Consider the following 17346-nt stretch of genomic DNA (forward strand, 5'->3'; position numbering starts at 1 on the left):
CTTTCGTGGCCGGACCGAGACCTCAGGGTGAAAGGCATGGGGCAGAATCGACGCCATGACCGATTCCGACGGCAAGCCCCACCCGGGCCCGGCCGCCCCCGACGGGGACCCCGAGTACGCGGACCGCGTGTACCGCTCCGTCCCCGGTGTCATCTCCGGCGTGCTCCTGCTCGCCGTCGCCGCCTGGCTGATCGGCGACGCGGCGGTGACCGGCTCCGGGAAGACCCCGTACGTCGCGCTCGCGGCGGTGCCGGTGTTCGCCTTCCCCGTGATCGCCTACACGCTGCGCCCGGTGGTGCGGGCCTCCGCCGCCCGGCTGGTGGTGCGCAACCCGTGGCGGACCGTCGTCGCGCCGTGGGCCTCGGTGGAGGCGCTGCGCGCCGGGTACTCGGTCGAACTGCTCGCGGGCGGCAAGAAGTACCAGGTGTGGGCCGTCCCGGTGTCGCTGCGCCAGCGCAAGCGGGCGAACCGCGCCCGCAGCCGCGGCAACGCCGAGCACGCCTCCCGGACCGGGCTCGGGCTGGGCCTCGCGGCCCGCACCAACCCGGTCGTCGAGGGCTCGTCCGACCCGACCCGCGCCTGGTCCGATCAGGTCACCGATGTCCTCCAGGAGATGGCCGAGCGCAACGCCGGCCGCCCCGGGGCGGTCGGGCCGGTCGAGGTGCGCTGGTGCTGGTGGGTGATCGCCCCGACCCTGGTCGGCCTGGCCGCGCTGGTCGCCGTCATCGCGGCCTGAGGCCGCCGCCCGTACCCCGGGAGCCCGTCGCGGGTGCCCGGTCCGTCCCTCTCCACCCGCCCGTACGCGAAGGGGCCCGCCGGTGACCGGCGGGCCCCTTCGCGGTGCGTCAGATGCCGGCGGCCGCGGCCAGGTCCTGCTTGACGGCGGCCAGCAGGTCGGCGGCGCGGGCCCGGGTGGCGGCGAGGTCGGCGGCGGTGGCGACCGGGAGGACGACCTCCAGGTAGCACTTGAGCTTGGGCTCGGTGCCGGAGGGGCGGACCACGATCCGGGCCGAGCGGACGGCCTCGCCGGCCAGGTAGTAGCGCAGGCCGTCGGTGGGCGGCAGCTCGGCCGAGCCGGCCGCGAGGTCGTCGGCGCGGGTGACCTTCAGGCCGGCCAGGACGGTCGGGGGCCGCTCGCGCAGCCGGCGCATGGCGTCGGCGATCAGCGAGAGGTCCTGGACCCGGACGGAGAGCTGGTCGGTGGCGTGCAGGCCGTGCTCCAGCGCCAGGTCGTCCAGCAGGTCCGACAGGGTGCGGCCGGACTTCTTGAGGGTGGCGGCCAGCTCGGCGACCAGCAGGGCGGCGGTGACGCCGTCCTTGTCCCGGACGCCCTGCGGGTCGACGCAGTAGCCGAGCGCCTCCTCGTAGCCGTAGCGCAGGTCCTCGGCGCGGGAGATCCACTTGAAGCCGGTCAGCGTCTCGGCGTAGCCCAGGCCCGCCGCCTCGGCGATCCGGCCGAGCAGGGTGGCGGAGACGATGGTGGTGGCGAAGGTGCCCTCGGCCTTCTTGGCGACCAGTGCCGAGCCCAGCAGCGCGCCGACCTCGTCGCCGCGCAGCATCCGCCAGCCGGAGGTGCCGTTGCCGCTGCCGGCCGCGTTGCCGTTGACCGGGACGGCCACCGCGCAGCGGTCGGCGTCCGGGTCGTTGGCGATCACGATGTCCGGGCCGACCGAGGCGGCGGTGCGGAAGGCGAGGTCCATCGCCCCCGGCTCCTCCGGGTTGGGGAACGCCACGGTCGGGAAGTCCGGGTCGGGCTCGGCCTGCTCGGCGACGACGGTGGGCGCGGGGAAGCCGGCCCGGCGGAAGGCGGCGACCAGGGTGTCGCGGCCGACGCCGTGCATCGGGGTGTAGACGACGTCCAGGTCGCGCGGGCTGTGCGGGTCCATGATGGACACGGCGCGGGCCAGGTACGCCTCGATCACGTCCTCGCCGAGCACCTCCCAGCCCTCCTCGGCGCGCGGGACGTCGTCCAGCGAGCCGATGGCGTCGATCTCGGCGGCGATCCCGGCGTCGGCCGGCGGGACGATCTGCGAGCCGTCGCCCAGGTAGACCTTGTAGCCGTTGTCCTGCGGCGGGTTGTGGCTGGCCGTGACGGTGACGCCGGCGGCGGCGCCCAGGTGGCGGACGGCGAAGGCGAGCACCGGGGTGGGCAGCGGGCGCGGCAGCAGCGCGGCGCGCAGGCCGGCGCCGACCACCACGGCGGCGGTGTCGCGGGCGAAGTCGTACGACTTGTGGCGGGCGTCGTAGCCGATGACGACCAGGTCGCCGAGGCCCTGCCGCTTGACGTACGCGACCAGGCCGGCGGCGGCCCGGATCACCACGGCGCGGTTCATCCGCATCGGGCCGGCGCCGAGTTCGCCGCGCAGGCCGGCGGTGCCGAACTGGAGGCGGTCGGAGAACCGCTCGGCCAGCTCCGACCAGGCGGTCTTGCTGTCCGACTCGGCGTCCGGGCCCTCGGCCAGGGCGAGCAGGGCGGCGAGCTCCTCGCGGGTCTGCGGGTCGGGGTCCTCGGCCAGCCAGGTCCGGGCCCGGGCGAGGAGGTCGGTGGTGGGTGCCTGCGTCATGGCTGCCAGCTCCATCGGGAAGTGCGTCGGTGTGTCGGCCGGAGGGTCTGCCGGTCGGCCGGGGTTCCGCAAGGAAAAGGAAGGGGTGCACATGCGGACGGGGCCCGCGGGACGGTGTGATCAGCGGATCACGCCGCCCCGTGGGCCCCGTCACTCATGATTCTGCGCCCGACGGGCGTCAGATCCGCTCAAGGACCTTCGCCAGGAGCTCGCCCATCCGCTCGGCGGAGGCCTTGCCGGCCTCCAGCACCTCTGCGTGGTTGAGCGGCTCGCCGGTCATGCCGGCGGCCAGGTTGGTGACCAGGGAGATGCCGAGCACCTCGGCGCCGGCCTCACGGGCGGCGATGGCCTCCAGGGTGGTGGACATGCCGACCAGCTCGCCGCCGATCACCCGGGCCATGTTGACCTCGGCCGGGGTCTCGTAGTGCGGGCCGCGGAACTGGACGTAGACGGCCTCGTCCAGGGACGGGTCGACCTCGCGGCAGAGCGCGCGCAGGCGCTTGGAGTAGAGGTCGGTGAGGTCGACGAAGTTGGCGCCGACGATCGGGGAGTCCGCGGTCAGGTTGATGTGGTCGCTGATCAGGACCGGCTGGCCGGGGGTCCAGCCCTGGCGCAGGCCGCCACAGCCGTTGGTCAGCACGATGATGCCGCAGCCGGCCGCGGCGGCGGTGCGCACGCCGTGGACGACGGTGGCCACGCCGTGGCCCTCGTAGTAGTGGTTGCGGCCGAGGAAGATCAGGGCGCGCTTGTCGCCGATCTTCACGGAGCGGATCGTGCCGGCGTGGCCGGCGACGGCGGGGGCGGGGAAGCCCGGGAGCTCGGTGACCGGGAACTCGGCCACGGTCTCGCCCAGGGCCTCGGCGGCCGGCACCCAGCCGGAGCCCATCACCAGGGCGACGTCGTGGCGCTCGGCACCGGTCAGCTCGCGCAGGCGCTCGGCGGCGGCCTGGGCGGCGGCGTAGGGGTCGGCGGAGAGGACCGACTGAGGAGTTGCGTTCACGGGTCCGAGGATAGACGGGAATCGACTACGCGCGTAGAAAATCCGTCGCGCCATGCCGGATCGTTACCCGGTTGACCCGAAAACACAGCTCGATGGCGCTTTCCGGGTGACGGGTCCGTGGCTTCCCACAGTCGCGTCCGCCGCTCACAGCCGCTTCGCGCTGCGCAGCCCCTTGGCGTACATGCCGTTGTCGTCGAGCCGCGCCGTGCCGCCCTTGTCGCCGAAGGTCGGGCCGTCCGCCTCCTCCCGGCTGGAGATGTACCGGGGATGGCCGTCGGTGTCCAGCCCCAGGTAGATGCCGGTGTGGTCGAGCCGGGCGCCGGTGCGGGCGTCGATCTCGAAGAACACCAGGTCACCGGGTTGCAGCGGGTCGATCGAGGCCGGGCGCAGCGTGGTGTCCGAGCCGGGGGCGGTGGTCAGCGGGATGACCGGGACGCCGGGGCCGACCCGGGCCAGGCCGTTCGCGGTGCGCGGCAGCCCGGGGCCGGCCGCGTCCTTGGAGAGCAGCGGGTAGCCGGAGCGGTAGCCGTACACCATCCGGACGTAGCCCGAGCAGTCGAAGGCGCCGTAGCGGGTCTTGTCGGGCTGCCGGGTCACCTTGTCGGCGAACGTGTAGGGCACGCCGAGGTAGTCGAAGAAGTCGGTCTGCTCCAGCCGTTCGTCGTTGCCGGGCGAGCCCTTCGGGTTGAGCGGGCCGAAGGAGGCGTCGCCCTTGAAGCGCACGCCCTTGGCGTCCTTCTCGGCCGGTGCCCCGGCGACGTACTGGGCGGCCGCTGCCAGGACGTCGTCGGCGGTGGAGCCGAGCGACTGCTGGAACCAGGTGCGGAACCAGCCCTCCTGCTCGGCGCCCGGCTTCCACGGCTGCGGCATCAGCCGCACCCAGGTGTCGGTCACCACGGTGGCGGTGGTGGTGCCCGGCTCGGCGAAGGTGCGGCTGGGGCCGGCCAGCACGGCGGTGCGGGCGCCGTCGGTCAGGGTGGCGGCCACGCCGCCGCGGGTGTCGCGGACCACCGTGCGGTCCGGGCCGGTCAGCCGTTCGTAGCGGTAGCGGTCGGGCGAGGCGGTGTCGGCCGGCCCCGGCGCGGGGGCGGTGATCAGCGGCGCGCCGCTGCCGGCCGCCGGCTGCCGGTCGCGGTCCCGCAACTGGACGGTGAGGTAGCCGCCGGCGGCCAGCAGGGTGACGGCGAGGCCGCCGCTGAGCAGGGAGTTGCGGGTGACTGGCATGGGGTTCCCGTCGGGATCAGGTGCCGGGCAGGGCGCCGAGCAGGACCCCGGCGGTGAGGACGACGTAGTTGGCGAGCGTCACCGTGCTGGTGGCCATCAGGGTGGCCGCCCGGGGCTGGCGGACCAGCTGGTAGGCGATCAGGCCGGGGACGATGAAGCCCAGCGTCTGGTTCGCGTACAGGGTCGGCAGCTCGCGCTGCAGGACCAGCATCACGGTGGCCTGGAGCAGCACGCCGGTCAGCACCACGGCGGCGAACAGCCGCTTGCCGTAGAGGATCACCAGCTTCTGGACCACCCGGGTGGCGAGGTAGGTCAGCGCCGTCACGCCGATCACGATGGCCACCCGCCGGAGGTCCTCGACCAGGGTGAGGGCCAGCCAGCCGGGGGTGATCATGCCGCCGGGGGAGAGGTTGGTGGTCAGGTAGCAGACCAGGGAGAAGACCAGGCCGAGGGCGATGCCGATGGCGGCGATCTCGGGGGTGAGATCGGTGGGGATCACTGCTGGTCTCCGTAGGGGGCGGCGGTGCGGTGGTCGGGGCGGTACCAGGGGTCGGGGACCGGTCCGGGGTGGTGGGCGGGGTCGGCGTACGGGTCCCGGGGGGCGTACGGATCGGCGTACGGTTCGGGGCCGGTGTACGGCTCGGGGTCGGCGTAGGGCGCGGGGTCGGCGTACGGCTCCGGGTAGAGCGGTTCGGGCTCGTGGTACGCGTACTCCGGTACCCCCGGCGCGTCCGGGCCCTCGTCGGCGTCGAGCCGGGCCAGCTCCTCCAGGAACAGCTCGCCCTGGCCGTGGATGTTGCCGACGGCCACCAGCGAGGAGTCGGGCCCCAGTTCGGCCAGCAGCTCGGCGGTGAGCCGGGCCGGGTCGCGCTTGTCGCCGCCGAGGTCGACCACGCGGCCCGACCAGTCGGCCGGGATGCCGTCGCGGGCGCTCCTGGTGGGGTGGCCGATCAGGAAGACCGTCTCCGGGTCGAGGTCGGGGACGATCTGGCCCATCTGGCCGTTGCGTTCGACCCGGTCCGGGCGGCAGTTGACCACCACGCTGAGCGGGCGGTGGATCGCGCCGAGGTCCTCCAGCTGGCGGACGTTCATCAGCGTGGACTCGGGGTCGTTGGCGGCGAAGACGTTGGCGAAGCGCAGCCGCTTGCCGTCCGCGGTGCGGTAGCGCTCGACCGACAGCACGCCCGGGTCCGGCGGGGCGGCCCACATGCCCAGCAGGGCGGTCCGCCGCTCCACGCCGAGGAGTTCGGCGACGGCGAGGGCGATCGCCACGTTCTCCTTGAAGGTGAACCAGCCGAACCCGCGCAGTTCCTCGTCGGTGACCGACTCCGGGTCGACCACGATCAGCCGGCAGTCCCGCCTGGCCGCCTCCTCGCGCAGGATGTCCACGCGGTCCTGCTCGGCGGTGACGCACACCCCGCCGACCGGCATCGAGCGCGACAGCGAGCGGGCGACGTCGTCCAGGGTCGGGCCCATCTCGGCCAGGTGGTCCTCGCGGACGTTGCACAGCACGCCGATGGTGGAGCGGATCAGCTTGGTCTGGTTGACCTCCTGGAGGGCCGGCATGACGGCCATGCACTCGATCACCAGGGCGTCCGGCCGGTAGGTGGCGGCACGGCGGACGATGCCGATCTGCTCCACCACGTTGGCGATGCCGAACTTGCGGTAGACCGGCTCCTCGGTGGCGTCCGGGTGGATGAACCGGGCCGCGGTGCCGGTGGTCTTGGCGACCGTCACCAGCCCGCCGCCGCGCAGCGCGCCCGCGCACAGCCGGGTGATCGAGCTCTTGCCGCGGATGCCGTTGACCAGCACGCGGGTCGGGATCTGCTCCAGTGCGGTGAAGTGCCGGCGCTGCTCGATGATGCCGGCCACCAGCAGCACGGCGCAGCACACCAGCAGCACGACGTAGAGGAAGAGCAACGGAAGGTCCTTCGGGCGGGGCTCAGCGGGCGGTTGCGGGGGTGCGGCGGTCGGCGCGACCGGCCTGGTCGGCGCGCACCAGTTCCTGGCGGATCAGCTCCAGGCTGCGGGCGATGGCGCCGACCTCGTCGTGGTGGACGGGGTAGAGCACGGTGCGGCGGTCGCCGGCGGCCAGTGCCTCGGCGCTCGCGGCGAGCCGGCGCAGCGGCAGGCCGACGGCGATGTACAGCCAGCCGAGGCAGAGCGCGGCGGCGGCCAGGCCGAGCATGCCCGCCAGGACCGCGCGCCGGTCGGCCCGGTTCTGGTCGAGGTGCAGCCAGGCCACGGGGTGGGCGGTGACCACGGACCAGCCGAGCTTGGCGACGCTGCCGTTGCCGCCGAGCGGCGCGGCGGCGAGCAGCGCCGGGTCGCCGCCGTCGCGGAGCACGTCGGCGGCCGCGTCCTTCCCGGCGGCGGCGAGGACCTTGCGGGCGCGGCCGTCCGGCAGCTCGCCGAAGGAGCTGTAGCCCTCGTTGGCGGCGAGCACCCGCTGGCGGCCGTCGACCAGCCACACCCGGCCGAGGCCGGGGCGGACCAGCAGTCCGCCGAGGAAGTCGGTCTTGAACTCGCCGACCAGGACCGGCCCCTTGGGCTCGGCGGCGCCCTCCGTCTCGGCGTCGGGCGGGGCGGCGGAGAGGGTGGCGCGGGCGGCGATCCGGGGCTCCTTGCCGGAGCTGTTGAGCAGCAGTACGCCGCTGGGGCCGAGCGCCTCCGGGCCGGTGCGGTGCGGGGGCTCGCCGGCCCGGGCGAGGACCGTGCCGTCGGCGCCGAGGACGTAGAGCGCCCGGTAGCGGTCGTGCTCGGCGAGGGTGGTGCGCAGCAGGTTCTCGGCCTTGCCGACGGAGGCCTCGGTGAGTGCGGGGGCGAGCGAACGCAGGTCGGCGTAGCCCTCGTTGAGCGCCTGGCGGATCCGGTCGGCGGCGGTGTCGGTGCGGTCGCGCTGGCCGGCCACGACCTGGGTGGGCACCCGTACGGTCGGGTCGTTGCCGCCGAGGAACAGCAGCGGGCCGGACCAGCCGAGCACCAGGACGGCGCAGAGCGCGAGCGGCAGCGCGGTGCCGGGGCGGCGCCCGCGGCCGGGGGCGGCGGCGGCGGGCGGGCGGGTCGGGTCGAGGAGTTGGAGCCGCAGCTCCTCCAGGGCGCGGGCGATCCGGCCGGCCTCGCCGCGCCCCGGTCCGCGCTTCGGGCCCCGCACCGGTTGTTCCGGGCGCTCGCCGCGGGTGAGCCGGCGGGACTCCAGGAACAGGGCGAGCAGCGGGCGCTGGAGGCTGCGGATCAGGTACCAGGCGAGCAGCAGGGCGAGGAGGAGCAGGGCGCCGGCGGCGGCCAGGCCGAGCAGGGGGTGGCGCAGGCTGCCGGGCTTGCCGTCGACGGTGCTGGTGGAGACCACGGTCAGGCCGAGCGGGGCGGCCTGGTCGGGTCCGCCGGCGGCGACGGCGGCCCAGCCGGCGACCCGGCGCACGCCCTTGTCGTCGGGGGTGCCGGCCAGGCTGCCGGAGGCCGTCCCGCCGGGGACGGGGCGCTGCCGGGCGGCGCGCTCGCGGGCGGTGGCGACCAGCTCGCGGTCGCCCCCGGCGGCGAGGGCGGCGCCGGTGGTGTCCAGGACGGCGCCGGTGCCGTCGAGGACCTGGATGGTCTGTTCCTTGCGGGTGGCGATGCCGGGCAGCCGCAGGTTGTCGGAGGCGACCAGCAGGGCGCGGCCGTCGTTCCTGGTGGCGACCAGCGCGAAGGTGAGCAGCCGGGTGCCGGCGGCGGAGGGCACCAGGACGGGCGCGGGCGCGGTGTCGGTGACCCGGGTGAGGTCCAGGCCGGCCAGCGGGACGGTCTCGCCGCGGGCGGCCAGCAGCCGGCCGGTGTCGGGGCGGACCACCACCGTGCCGCGCCACTTGTGGTACGCCTGGCCGAGCGCGGTCAGCACGGCGGCGGGCTCGGCGGGCGCGCCCTCGTAGCGGGCGGCGGCCCGGCGCAGGTCGGTGGCGCTCTCGTGCAGTCCGGCGCGCAGCGAGGCGGCGGTGTCCTCGGCGGCGTACTGGTGGGACTCGCGGACGGCCTGCGGGGTGTCGTCGACGCGCAGTCCGCCGACGGCCAGGGCGGTGATCGCGGCGACCGCGAGCAGCAGGACCAGCAGCAGGGCGATGGGCGGGCGGATCCCGCCGAGCAGCGGCATGTCGGCCCGGCGGCGGTAGCGGTGCTGCCGCGGCGGGGTGGGTGCCGTGCTCACGGGGGGCCTCGTTCTCCTCCGGGCGCTTCGGCGGGCCGGCTCCGGGAGGCCGGCCGCCGGCCTTCCCGGTCAAGCGTTGATCAAGAAATGGTCAAGCCGAAACAGCGTACGAAGAGGTTTCGCAAAAGTTGTCACATATTGATTGCCCTTTGGTGTCGGTTGGGTGGAGATGCCTACGGCACCGGCGTGGATCATGGTCACGGCCGGGGGCACGGTAGGTTCGACCGCCATGGAGACTCGGGGTTCACGACGCTCGCTGCTGCTGCCGGTGGCGGCGCTGCTGGTGCTGGCGGCACTGGCGGGGGCGCTGACCCTGGCGGCGCGCGGCCGGGCCGAGCGGCCGTCGGCGGCCCGCCCGACCCCGTCGGGACCGGCCCCGGTGGACCTGGCGGCCCGGGTGGACGGGTTCACCGCCGACTTCGCGCCCGGCGGCCCGTACACCGCGCCGGACGCGGCGCAGCGCCGGGCGGTGGCCGACGGCGTGCTCGGCGCGCTGGACGGACAGGCCGAGCAGGCGGGCCGCGCGCTGGCCCGGGCCGGCTACCGGCTCACCGAGTTCACCGAGGCCGCTACCGGGCGCCGGGTGGCGGAGATCGCCGACGGACCGGCGGCGGACGGTCGCGGCTGGGGCCGGGTCTACCTGGACCTCTCGGCCCGGCCGGCCTGGTCCGTGCAGGTGCCCCACCCGGTGTCGGACGCCCGGACGGAGGCGCTCGGCGTGGAGCTGTTCCGGGCCGCGCCGGGCGGTGTGCTGGTGCTCGCCGGGGCGCACCGCCGGGCCGGGGCGGACGGCTCCTCGGACGTCGCGCACCGCTCCGACACCGTCTTCGCCGCCGTGGTCGAGGCGCTCACCGGGCGCGGACTGCCCGGCATCCAGGTGCACGGCTTCGACGAGGGCAGCCTGCCCGGGCAGGACGCGGTGGTCTCCGCCGGCGCCGGCCAGGCCGGGCCGGCGGCCGAGTCTACCGCCGCCGGGCTGGGCCGGGCCGGCTACACGGTCTGCCGGGCCTGGCGGGAGAAGTGCGGGCAGTTGGAGGGCACCACCAACGTCGAGGGCCGGGTCGCGGCCGGCGCCGGGGTGCCGTGGCTGCACGTCGAACTGGGCAACGGGCTGCGCACCGAGCCGGACCGGCGCGCGGCGGTGGCCGGGGTGCTGGCGGACACCGCGCGCGGCTGGGCGGCCCGGCCCTGAGGCCGGTCGCCCCGGCCCCGGCCCGGTGCGGGGGTCAGCAGGGGCGGCGGCGCAGGTCCATGACGTAGTCGTGCGGGGCGCCGGCACTCTCGGCGGCGTCGGCGACCAGGCCGAGGTAGCGGGCCGCGGGCAGGCCGCCCTCGTAGTCGTTGAGCACGTACGTCCAGACCGGGATGGAGCCGTCCAGGGTCTGGGCGCGCAGCTTGATCTTGCGGTAGATGCCGAGCTGGACGCCCTCCCAGCGGTCCAGGCCCTCCTCGTCCATCGGCGCGACGTCGTACAGCGAGACGAAGACCTGGTCCTTCTCGTCCTCGACGACGGTGGCCAGCGAGCCCTCCCAGCCGAGCTGTTCACCGCCGAAGGTGAGCCGCCAGCCGTCCAGCCACCCCGTGCCGCGCAGCGGGGAGTGCGGGGCTCGGCGGGTCATCTGCCGGGCATCGAGGTTGGTGGCATACGCGGCGTAAAGGGGCATGGGGGCCAGGGTAGCCCGGGCGGCGGGCGGTCAGGGGCGACCGGGCATTCGCACCGAGCCCCGACCCCGGCGTGGCGGCGCTTCCGGCGTGCGGGACAATGGGGAACGTGACTCGGATCGTGATCATCGGTGGCGGACCCGGCGGCTACGAGGCGGCCCTGGTCGCCGCACAGCTCGGCGCGGAGGTGACCGTCGTCGACCGCGACGGTCTGGGCGGATCGGCGGTGCTCACGGACTGCGTTCCGTCGAAGACCCTGATCGCGACCGCGGAGGTGATGACCACCTTCGACAGCTCGTACGAGGAACTGGGCATCCTCGTCGCGGACGACACTCCGCCGAACGAGCAGGCGGCCCGGGTGATCGGCGTGGACCTGGGCAAGGTGAACCGCCGTGTGAAGCGGCTGGCCATCGCGCAGTCCCACGACATCACCCAGTCCGTCACCCGGGCCGGCGTCACCGTGCTGCGCGGCCGCGGCCGGCTCGGCACCGGCGGGCAGGCCGCCGACGGCTCCCGCGAGGTCCTGGTGGACGCGCCCGACGGCACCGTGCACGCGCTGCGCGCCGACGCGGTGCTGATCGCCACCGGCGCCCACCCGCGCGAGCTGCCGGACGCCCAGCCGGACGGCGAGCGGATCCTGACCTGGACCCAGGTGTACGACCTGGAGGAGCTGCCCCGCGAGCTGATCGTGGTCGGCTCCGGCGTGACCGGCGCCGAGTTCGCCGGCGCGTACCAGGCGGTCGGCTCCAAGGTCACCCTGGTCTCCAGCCGCGACCGGGTGCTGCCGGGCGAGGACCCGGACGCCGCCGAGGTGCTGGAGGACGTCTTCCGCCGCCGCGGCATGAACGTGATGGGCCGTTCGCGCGCCGAGAGCGTCAAGCGGATCGGCGACCGGGTCGAGGTGACCCTGGCCGACGGCAAGGTGATCGAGGGCACGCACTGCCTGATGGCGGTCGGCTCGATCCCCAACACCTCCGACATGGGTCTGGAGGAGGCCGGGATCAAGCTCAACGACTGGGGCCAGATCCAGGTCGACCGGGTCTCCCGCACCACCGCCCCCGGCGTGTACGCGGCCGGCGACTGCACCGGCGTCTTCATGCTCGCCTCGGTGGCGGCCATGCAGGGCCGGATCGCGATGTACCACGCGCTCGGCGACGCGGTGCAGCCGCTGAACCTCAAGACCGTGGCCTCCAACGTCTTCACCGACCCGGAGATCGCCACCGTCGGCTACACCGCGGCCGACGTGGAGTGCGGCAAGATGGACGCCGTCGTGGTCAAGCTCCCGCTGCGGGGCAACCCGCGGGCGAAGATGCAGGGCATCCGGGACGGCTTCGTGAAGCTGTTCTGTCGTCCCGGCACCGGCATCGTGGTCGGCGGCGTGGTCGTCGCCCCGCGCGCCAGCGAGCTGATCCACCCGATCTCGCTCGCGGTGGACGCGAATCTGACGGTCGAACAGGTGGCCAGCGCCTTCACCGTCTACCCGTCCGTCTCCGGCTCGACCGCCGAGGCCGCCCGGCAGCTGCACATCCGCAAGCGGGCCGACGGCGAATCCTGAGCGTCCGGCGCACAGTTGAGGGCGGCTGCCGATCGGCGGCCGCCCTTCGCGCATGATCGCCCGTCACTCGGACGGCGGGCGCAGTTCCGGGCTATTGACGGCGCGTATTGTACGGTCACGCGCCGCTCGTGCGTGAGCAATTCCCGCTACCAGCTGCAAACGCCTGAAAGCAGACGGTCACGCAGGTTACCGTCGGTTCTGTGTTTGCTGCAGAACGTCGCCAGTTGATCCTCGAAATGGTGCGCGCCAACGGAGCCGTCTCGCTCCGGGAGTTGGCCCGCGTCGTCCAGACCTCCGAAGTGACCGTGCGCCGGGACGTGCGGGCTCTGGAGGCAGAAGGGCTCCTCGACCGCCGCCACGGCGGCGCGGTGCTCCCCGGCGGCTTCAGCCGCGAACCCGGTTACCCGCAGAAGACCCACCTGTCCGCGGCGGAGAAGAGCGCCATCGCGGACCTCGCCGCCGGACTGGTGGAGGAGGGCGACGCGGTGGTGGTCGGCGCCGGCACCACCACCCAGGAGCTGGCCCGCCGGCTGGCCCGGGTGCCCGGTCTGACGGTGGTCACCAACTCGCTGCTGGTCGCCCAGGCGCTGGCGCACGCCAACCGGGTCGAGGTGGTGATGACCGGCGGCACCCTGCGCGGCTCCAACTACGCCCTGGTGGGCAGCGGCGCCGAACAGTCGCTGCAGGGGCTGCGGGTCACCAAGGCCTTCATCTCCGGCAGCGGGCTGAGCGCCGAGCGCGGACTGTCGACCGCGAACATGCTGTCCGCGAGCGTGGACCGGGCACTGGTGCAGTCGGCCGCCGAGGTCATCGTCCTCGCCGACCACACCAAGCTCGGCACGGACAGCATGTTCCCGACCGTCGCCACCGAGACGATCACCCGCCTGGTCACCGACGAGCAGGCCACCGCGGACGACGCCACCGCCCGGGAGCTGGACGCGATCGCCGACTGCGGGGTCCAGATCGACCTGGCGCCGATCGGGGCGGCCCCGAGCGGCGACGCCCCGGTGCACGGAACCGGCAGCGGGCCGGTCCACCAGACCCAGCCCGGCCCGATGGCCCGCCGCGCCGGCCCGCCCCCCGGCGGCGCCCCGCTGCCCGGCCAGCGCCGCCCCGGGGCCCACGGCGGGCCGGGCGGCCCGGCCGGGCACGGCGGGATGCCGGCCCGGCTGGCCGAGCTGGGACTGCCGCGCGGGCGCTGAACGGGCACCGGACGGGCACCTACGGCTGCTGGACGGCCGTAGGGCGCCCCGCCCGGAACGCCGACCGGCCCGCACACCCCGAGGGGCGTACGGGCCGGTCGGCGGCCGCCGGAGCGGCCGGGCCCTTCGAGCGGGCCCGGTCGTCGGACCGGGTCAGTCCTTGATCTCGCAGAGCGCGGCGCCGCTGCTGACGCTCGCGCCCACCTCGGCCTTGAGGCCGGAGACGGTGCCCGCCTTGTGGGCGTTCAGCGGCTGCTCCATCTTCATCGCCTCCAGGACCACGATCAGCTCGCCCTCGGCGACGACCTGGCCCTCCTCCACGGCGACCTTGACGATGGTGCCCTGCATCGGCGAGGCCAGGGTGTCGCCGCTGACGGCCGAACCGGCCTTCTTGGCGCCCACCCGGCGCTTGGCCTTGGCCGCGCCCGTGGCCCCGGCCGCAGGGGCGCTCGCGACGCCCAGCGAGGACGGCAGCGAGACCTCGATCCGCTTGCCGCCGACCTCGACGACCACGGTCTCCCGGCCCTCGGCCTCCTCGCCGTCACCGGCCGCGCCGGCGAACGGCGGGATGGTGTTGTCGAACTCGGTCTCGATCCAGCGGGTGAAGATCGTGAACGGGCCGTCGTTGCCGTGCACCTCGGGCGCGAACGCCGGGTCGGTGACGACCGCCTGGTGGAACGGGATGGCGGTGGCCATGCCCTCCACCTTGAACTCGGTCAGCGCGCGGCGGGCCCGCTCCAGGGCCTGCTTGCGGTCGCGGCCGGTGACGACCAGCTTGGCCAGCAGCGAGTCCCAGGCCGGGCCGATGACCGAGCCGCTCTCCACGCCGGAGTCCAGCCGCACGCCCGGGCCGGACGGCGGGGCGAACAGCGTCACGGTGCCGGGCGCGGGCAGGAAGTTGCGGCCCGGGTCCTCGCCGTTGATGCGGAACTCGAAGGAGTGGCCGCGCACCTCGGGGTCGCCGTAGCCGAGCTCCTCGCCGTCGGCGATCCGGAACATCTCGCGGACCAGGTCGAGGCCGGTGACCTCCTCGGTGACCGGGTGCTCCACCTGGAGGCGGGTGTTGACCTCCAGGAAGGAGATCGTGCCGTCCAGCGCGACCAGGAACTCGCAGGTCCCGGCGCCCTCGTAGCCGGCCTCCTTCAGGATGGCCTTGGACGCCCGGTACAGCTCGGCGTTCTGCTCGGGGGTCAGGAACGGCGCGGGCGCCTCCTCGACCAGCTTCTGGTGCCGGCGCTGCAGCGAGCAGTCACGGGTGGAGACGACCACCACGTTGCCGTGCTTGTCGGCGAGGCACTGGGTCTCCACGTGGCGCGGATTGTCCAGGTAGCGCTCGACGAAGCACTCGCCGCGACCGAAGGCGGCGACCGCCTCGCGCACCGCGGACTCGTACAGCTCCGGGATCTCCTCCAGGGTGCGGGCGACCTTGAGGCCGCGCCCGCCACCGCCGAAGGCGGCCTTGATGGCGACCGGCAGGCCGTGCTCCCGGGCGAAGACGACGACCTCGTCGGCGCCCGAGACCGGGTCCGGCGTACCGGCGACCAGCGGGGCACCGGCGCGCTGCGCCACGTGCCGGGCGGTCACCTTGTCGCCGAGGTCGCGGATGGCCTGCGGGGGCGGGCCGATCCAGATCAGACCCGCGTCGAGGACGGCCTGGGCGAAGTCGGCGTTCTCCGACAGGAACCCGTAGCCGGGGTGGACGGCGTCCGCGCCGGAGTCGGCGGCCGCCTTCAGGACCTTGGCGATGTCCAGGTAGCTGGTGGCGGGCGTGTCACCACCCAGCGCGTAAGCCTCGTCGGCCGCGCGGACGTGCAGCGCATCCCGGTCCGGCTCGGCGTAGACGGCGACGCTGGCGATACCGGCGTCCGAGCAGGCCCGGGCGACGCGGACGGCGATTTCCCCGCGGTTGGCGATGAGCACCTTGCGCACTGTGGCTCCCTTCTTGAACCTCGTTGAGTTTATGGATTCCTGGGCAGTACCGGCGAGTAGCCCCCGGTTGTGAACTATCCCACACGCTCGGTGATGGATTCCGCGGCCCCGGAACCGGCCCGTACGGCGACTCCGCAGGTCGTGCCGGGTGGGGTCGAGGCCGTGGGTGCCACGGGCGGTGACGGATCGGCGGCGTGGCGGGACGGTGGCATGGGCCACACTCTCGCGCGGACCGCTCAAGCGGCGCCGGAGTTCGCGGTGGGCCGCCGCAGCGCCTCGGCCGTCACGTCGGCCGCCAGCTCCACCATGTCCGGCCCGTACGCCTCCGGGTTGACCACCCGCAGGACCAGCGCGAAGGTGCCGTTGCGGCCGTGCGCCCGGGCGAGTTCGCGGTGGTGGGCGACCAGGTAGCGCACCCCGGCCTGGTTGGCGGTGCCGGTCTGGCCGGAGACCAGGAACACCGGGCGGCCGTCGTCCGGGGTGGCGATCCGGGCCAGCAGGGTGTGCGCCTGGTCCCGGTCGGCGGTGTAGTCGCGGTCGCCGACCACGAGGACGTTGCTCCCCGGTCCGGGGCCGGAGGTGATCAGCACCCCCGGCAGGCCCCAGGCCAGGTGGGCGGCCATCCGCTCGTTGCTGACCGGACCGCCGAGGCACAGCTCGGTCTTGGCGCCCAGGCCGCGCTGCGCGGCGTCGTGCGCGACCAGTTCGGGCCGTGCCCCGCACTCCTCGACCAGCCCGGCCAGCCACATCAGCGCGTAGGCGTCCCGGCGGGTCACGGTGTGGGCGTGCGAGCCGGTGCCGACGCTGCGCGGCACCACGATCAGGCACTCGCTGTCGGCCGGCAGCCCGAAGAACTCCCGCACCCGCTCGACCCGGCGGCGCCGCCGCAGGGCCTGGGCGAGCCACCCCAGGCCGGCGCTGATGGCACTGGCCACCAGGCCGAGCACCACGTTGAGCACGCTGTCGGTCATGGCCGCGATCCCTCCCCGTTCGGACGGCGGCCAGCTTAGAGCGGGAACAGTCCGATCCGGCAGGTCAGTTGGCCCACAGATCGACGATGCGGACGTCCAGGTCGGCGAGCAGGCGGCGCAGCAGCGGCAGGGAGAGGCCGATGACGTTCCCCGGGTCGCCGTCGATGCCGTCGACGAACGGCGCCGAGCGGCCGTCCAGGGTGAACGCCCCGGCCACGTGCAGCGGTTCGCCGGAGGCCACGTACGCGGCGATCTCCTCGTCGTCCGGGGTGCCGAAGCGGACGGTGGTGGAGGCGGCGGCCGAGGACTGCCGGCCGGTCACGGTGTCGATCACGCAGTGGCCGGTGCGCAGCACCCCGGCCCGGCCGCGCATCGACTGCCAGCGGGCCAGCGCCTCGGTGGCGTCGGCCGGCTTGCCGAGCGCCTGCCCGTCCAGCTCCAGGACGGAGTCGCAGCCGATCACCAGCTCGCCGCCGGTGAGTTCGGCGGCGACGGCCTTCGCCTTGGCCTCGGCCAGCACGAGCGCCAGCTCGGCGGGGGTGGCGGCGCTGATCGCGTCCTCGTCGACGCCGCTGACCACCACGCGCGGGTCGAGGCCCGCCTGGCGCAGCAGTCCGAGGCGGGCGGGGGAGGCGGAGGCGAGGACGAGGGAGCGCTGGTCGGTCATGCCCACCAGCGTAGGGGGTGGCGGTGTCCGCCGTTCAGGTGAAAGCGCGGGAGACCATGATCAGGACGGAGCCCACCAGCAGCAGGACGGCGAGCACCCGGCCGGCCCGCTGCATCCGCTCCTGCATCCGACGGGCCTCGGGCGAGGGCTCGTCGCGGGGATCTGACCAGAGCACCCGTCCAGAGTGCGCCGTGGCCGGGGGCGGGCGCCTGAGTATCCGTACTCAGGTTTCGGGCAATCCGGGCGCCGGAACCGCGAACCGGCCCCGGCCGCCCCCGCCCCCGCCTCGCGCCCGCCCCGCCCCGAGCCGAAGGGGCGCGCCGGTGCCGAAAGGGTGGGCCCCTCCTGTCCGAGGGCGGGCAAGGAGGGCAAGCGAGGGAGCGAGATGGGGG

15 protein-coding genes are annotated in these 17346 nt (G+C 74.7%); 4 read left to right on the top strand and 11 right to left on the bottom strand.

What is annotated here, in order from left to right; genetic code table 11:
- Positions 1–55 precede the first annotated feature (55 nt).
- A complete protein-coding gene (locus ACFQ6N_RS22860; protein ID WP_380651908.1) occupies positions 56–736 on the top strand; it encodes a PH domain-containing protein in 681 nt (226 codons plus the stop codon).
- Between the two features lie 109 nt (positions 737–845).
- On the opposite strand, the gene ACFQ6N_RS22865 is transcribed toward ACFQ6N_RS22860, so the two are convergent.
- The 6 genes from ACFQ6N_RS22865 to ACFQ6N_RS22890 all read right to left on the bottom strand — a co-directional run bounded on the left by ACFQ6N_RS22865 (position 846) and on the right by ACFQ6N_RS22890 (position 8968).
- Positions 846–2564: a phospho-sugar mutase gene (locus ACFQ6N_RS22865; RefSeq protein WP_380651911.1), complete on the bottom strand. Its 1719-nt coding sequence runs from the start codon at positions 2562–2564 to the stop codon at positions 846–848.
- Between the two features lie 178 nt (positions 2565–2742).
- Positions 2743–3564, bottom strand: coding sequence for a purine-nucleoside phosphorylase (locus tag ACFQ6N_RS22870; protein ID WP_380651914.1), 822 nt, complete (start codon positions 3562–3564; stop codon positions 2743–2745).
- A 144-nt stretch (positions 3565–3708) separates the two neighbouring features.
- The gene (locus ACFQ6N_RS22875; protein WP_380651917.1) at positions 3709–4788 is read right to left on the bottom strand and encodes a C40 family peptidase; all 1080 of its coding nucleotides are present in this window, start codon (positions 4786–4788) and stop codon (positions 3709–3711) included.
- Positions 4789–4804: 16 nt separating this feature from the next.
- Positions 4805–5287 carry a poly-gamma-glutamate biosynthesis protein PgsC/CapC gene (locus tag ACFQ6N_RS22880; protein WP_380651920.1) on the bottom strand — a complete coding sequence of 161 codons (483 nt, stop codon included), beginning with the start codon at positions 5285–5287 and terminating at the stop codon, positions 4805–4807.
- Complete coding sequence (gene pgsB, locus ACFQ6N_RS22885; RefSeq protein ID WP_380651923.1) at positions 5284–6708, bottom strand: poly-gamma-glutamate synthase PgsB; 1425 nt, start codon at positions 6706–6708, stop codon at positions 5284–5286. The genes ACFQ6N_RS22880 and pgsB overlap by 4 nt, the downstream gene beginning before the upstream one ends.
- 22 nt (positions 6709–6730) lie before the next feature.
- On the bottom strand, positions 6731–8968 hold the full coding sequence (locus ACFQ6N_RS22890; RefSeq protein WP_380651926.1) for a HAMP domain-containing protein: 2238 nt from the start codon (positions 8966–8968) through the stop codon (positions 6731–6733).
- Between the two features lie 229 nt (positions 8969–9197).
- Here ACFQ6N_RS22890 and ACFQ6N_RS22895 point away from each other — a divergent pair, with 229 nt between their 5' ends.
- A complete protein-coding gene (locus tag ACFQ6N_RS22895) occupies positions 9198–10160 on the top strand; it encodes a hypothetical protein (RefSeq protein ID WP_380651929.1) in 963 nt (320 codons plus the stop codon).
- A gap of 34 nt (positions 10161–10194) precedes the next feature.
- Here the strand turns inward: ACFQ6N_RS22895 and ACFQ6N_RS22900 are convergent, their stop codons facing one another.
- Positions 10195–10632: a gamma-glutamylcyclotransferase gene (locus ACFQ6N_RS22900; protein ID WP_380651933.1), complete on the bottom strand. Its 438-nt coding sequence runs from the start codon at positions 10630–10632 to the stop codon at positions 10195–10197.
- Positions 10633–10730: 98 nt separating this feature from the next.
- On the opposite strand from ACFQ6N_RS22900, the gene ACFQ6N_RS22905 reads away from it, so the two are divergent.
- Together ACFQ6N_RS22905 and ACFQ6N_RS22910 are read left to right on the top strand one after the other, a co-directional pair.
- Positions 10731–12185, top strand: a complete 1455-nt coding sequence (locus ACFQ6N_RS22905) for an NAD(P)H-quinone dehydrogenase (RefSeq protein WP_380651936.1) — start codon at positions 10731–10733, stop codon at positions 12183–12185.
- Between the two features lie 236 nt (positions 12186–12421).
- Positions 12422–13387 carry a DeoR/GlpR family DNA-binding transcription regulator gene (locus ACFQ6N_RS22910; RefSeq protein ID WP_380652078.1) on the top strand — a complete coding sequence of 322 codons (966 nt, stop codon included), beginning with the start codon at positions 12422–12424 and terminating at the stop codon, positions 13385–13387.
- A 153-nt stretch (positions 13388–13540) separates the two neighbouring features.
- Here ACFQ6N_RS22910 and ACFQ6N_RS22915 read toward each other — a convergent pair whose 3' ends face one another.
- From ACFQ6N_RS22915 to mmpB, 4 genes are all read right to left on the bottom strand, one after another.
- The gene (locus tag ACFQ6N_RS22915; protein WP_380651939.1) at positions 13541–15316 is read right to left on the bottom strand and encodes an acetyl/propionyl/methylcrotonyl-CoA carboxylase subunit alpha; all 1776 of its coding nucleotides are present in this window, start codon (positions 15314–15316) and stop codon (positions 13541–13543) included.
- 236 nt (positions 15317–15552) lie between these two features.
- A complete protein-coding gene (locus ACFQ6N_RS22920) occupies positions 15553–16287 on the bottom strand; it encodes a hypothetical protein (RefSeq protein ID WP_380651942.1) in 735 nt (244 codons plus the stop codon).
- A gap of 64 nt (positions 16288–16351) precedes the next feature.
- Positions 16352–16954 (bottom strand): nucleoside triphosphate pyrophosphatase, encoded by a 603-nt coding sequence (locus ACFQ6N_RS22925; protein WP_380651945.1) that lies wholly within the window; start codon positions 16952–16954, stop codon positions 16352–16354.
- 34 nt (positions 16955–16988) lie between these two features.
- Positions 16989–17129, bottom strand: a complete 141-nt coding sequence (gene mmpB / locus ACFQ6N_RS22930) for a morphogenic membrane protein MmpB (protein ID WP_380651948.1) — start codon at positions 17127–17129, stop codon at positions 16989–16991.
- Positions 17130–17346 lie beyond the last annotated feature (217 nt).

The organism is Kitasatospora sp. NPDC056446 (assembly GCF_042796115.1).
In the GTDB taxonomy this organism is placed as follows: Bacteria; Actinomycetota; Actinomycetes; order Streptomycetales; family Streptomycetaceae; genus Kitasatospora.

Excerpts from the sequence above, each read along its gene's own strand:
- ACFQ6N_RS22860 (WP_380651908.1), top strand. The coding sequence starts at position 56 with ATGACCGATTCCGACGGCAAGCCCCACCCGGGCCCGGCCGCCCCCGAC.
- ACFQ6N_RS22865 (WP_380651911.1), bottom strand. The coding sequence starts at position 2,564 with ATGACGCAGGCACCCACCACCGACCTCCTCGCCCGGGCCCGGACCTGG.
- ACFQ6N_RS22875 (WP_380651917.1), bottom strand. The coding sequence starts at position 4,788 with ATGCCAGTCACCCGCAACTCCCTGCTCAGCGGCGGCCTCGCCGTCACC.
- ACFQ6N_RS22895 (WP_380651929.1), top strand. The coding sequence starts at position 9,198 with ATGGAGACTCGGGGTTCACGACGCTCGCTGCTGCTGCCGGTGGCGGCG.
- ACFQ6N_RS22900 (WP_380651933.1), bottom strand. The coding sequence starts at position 10,632 with ATGCCCCTTTACGCCGCGTATGCCACCAACCTCGATGCCCGGCAGATG.
- ACFQ6N_RS22905 (WP_380651936.1), top strand. The coding sequence starts at position 10,731 with ATGGGGAACGTGACTCGGATCGTGATCATCGGTGGCGGACCCGGCGGC.
- ACFQ6N_RS22910 (WP_380652078.1), top strand. The coding sequence starts at position 12,422 with ATGGTGCGCGCCAACGGAGCCGTCTCGCTCCGGGAGTTGGCCCGCGTC.
- ACFQ6N_RS22920 (WP_380651942.1), bottom strand. The coding sequence starts at position 16,287 with ATGACCGACAGCGTGCTCAACGTGGTGCTCGGCCTGGTGGCCAGTGCC.
- ACFQ6N_RS22925 (WP_380651945.1), bottom strand. The coding sequence starts at position 16,954 with ATGACCGACCAGCGCTCCCTCGTCCTCGCCTCCGCCTCCCCCGCCCGC.